Annotated in this window: 1 protein-coding gene; it reads left to right on the forward strand. The window is 70.2% G+C overall.

All coding sequences use genetic code 11. From position 1 onward, the window contains the following. Positions 1-257: 257 nt before the first annotated feature. On the forward strand, positions 258-2,132 hold a 1,875-nt coding region (gene typA / locus BN12_RS25545), incomplete at its 3' end, for a translational GTPase TypA (RefSeq protein WP_048555573.1).

The following is a 2,132-nucleotide window of genomic DNA, read 5'->3' on the forward strand; positions in this document are numbered from 1 at the left end:
GTGGAGGTATGGGGTGACGTTCTGGTGGGGTGGGGATACCTCGACTGCGGAGGGGCCTTGGTGGGTGGAGGTATGGGGTGACGTTCTGGTGGGGTGGGGATACCTCGACTCCGGAGGGCCCTCGGTGGGTGGAGGTATGGGGTGACGTTCCGGCGGGGTCGGGAGCGGGCGAGCGCTCCGGCATCCGACCCCCAGCGCGCAGCGGCCTCCCGGCGGACGATGAGGGGCTCTCCCGCGGCAGGTGAGAGACTGAGGCAATGTCCCTGACCTCCCGCGGTGACCTCCGCAATGTGGCGATCGTCGCGCACGTCGACCACGGCAAGACGACCCTCGTCGACAAGATGCTCTGGCAGACCGGGGCGTTCGGCGAGCACTCCCACGTCGCCGAGCGCGCCATGGACTCCGGCGACCTCGAGCGGGAGAAGGGCATCACCATCCTCGCGAAGAACACGGCGGTCCGGTATGCGGGGAAGGCCGCCGCGGACGCCGGCCACCCCGACGGCGTGACGATCAACATCATCGACACCCCGGGCCACGCCGACTTCGGCGGCGAGGTCGAGCGCGGCCTGTCGATGGTCGACGGCGTCGTCCTCCTCGTCGACGCCTCGGAGGGGCCGCTCCCGCAGACGCGGTTCGTCCTCCGCAAGGCGCTCGAGGCGAGGCTGCCGGTCGTCCTGTGCATCAACAAGGTCGACCGTCCGGACTCGAGGATCGCCGAGGTCGTCGACGACGTCTACGAGCTGTTCCTCGACCTCGACGCGGACGAGCGGCAGATCGAGTTCCCCATCGTCTACGCCTCGGCCAAGGCGGGTCGTGCCTCGACCGAGCGGCCGGCGAACGGCGAGCTCCCCGCAGATCCCGACCTCGAGGCGCTCTTCCGGACCATCCTCGAGACGATCCCGGCGCCGCAGTACGACGACGAGGCGGGGCTCCAGGCCCACGTGACGAACCTCGACGCGAGCAGCTTCCTCGGCCGCCTCGCCCTCCTGCGCGTCCACAACGGGACGATCCGCAAGGGCCAGCAGGTCGCGTGGTGCCGTCACGACGGCTCGGTCGAGCGGGTCAAGATCACCGAGCTGCTGATGACCGAGGCGCTCGAGCGCAAGGCCGCCGACGAGGCCGGTCCGGGCGACATCATCGCCGTCGCCGGCATACCGGAGATCACCATCGGGGAGACCCTCGCCGACGCGGAGAACCCCGTGCCGCTCCCGCTCATCACCGTCGACGAGCCGGCGATCTCGATGACCATCGGCACGAACACCTCGCCGATGACCGGCCGGGTCAAGGGCGCGAAGCTCACCGCCCGGCTCGTCAAGGACCGTCTCGACCGCGAGCTCGTCGGCAACGTCTCGATGCGCGTCCTGCCGACCGAGCGGCCCGACGCGTGGGAGGTCCAGGGGCGCGGCGAGCTGGCCCTCGCGATCCTCGTCGAGCAGATGCGGCGCGAGGGCTACGAGCTGACCGTCGGCAAGCCGCAGGTCGTCACCCGGACCGTCGACGGGAAGCTCCACGAGCCCGTCGAGCGGCTGACGATCGACACCCCGGAGGAGTACCTCGGCGCGATCACCCAGCTCCTCGCCGCCCGCAAGGGCCGGATGGAGCAGATGACCAACCACGGCACGGGCTGGATCCGGATGGAGTTCCTCGTGCCGTCGCGCGGACTCATCGGGTTCCGCACCCAGTTCCTCACCGAGACGCGGGGGACCGGCATCGCGCATCACGTGTTCGAGGGCTACGAGCCGTGGTTCGGCGACATCGTCACCCGGGTCACCGGGTCCCTCGTCGCCGACCGCTCCGGTCCGGCGACGTCGTATGCCATGTTCAACCTCCAGGAGCGCGGCGTCCTCTTCGTCGAGCCGACGACCGAGGTGTACGAAGGCATGATCGTCGGCGAGAACTCCCGCTCCGACGACATGGACGTCAACATCACCAAGGAGAAGAAGCTCACCAACGTCCGCTCGAGCACCTCGGAGGTCCTCGAGCGGCTCGCGCCGCCGCGCCGGCTGTCGCTCGAGCAGTGCCTGGAGTTCTGTCGCGAGGACGAGTGCGTCGAGGTGACGCCCGAGGCGGTCCGCATCCGCAAGGTGGAGCTCGACCAGACCCTGCGCGCCCGGGCCGCGGCACGGGCCCGC

Origin of the sequence: Nostocoides japonicum T1-X7, from assembly GCF_001046855.1 — a bacterium.
Classification (GTDB): Bacteria; Actinomycetota; Actinomycetes; order Actinomycetales; family Dermatophilaceae; genus Nostocoides; species Nostocoides japonicum.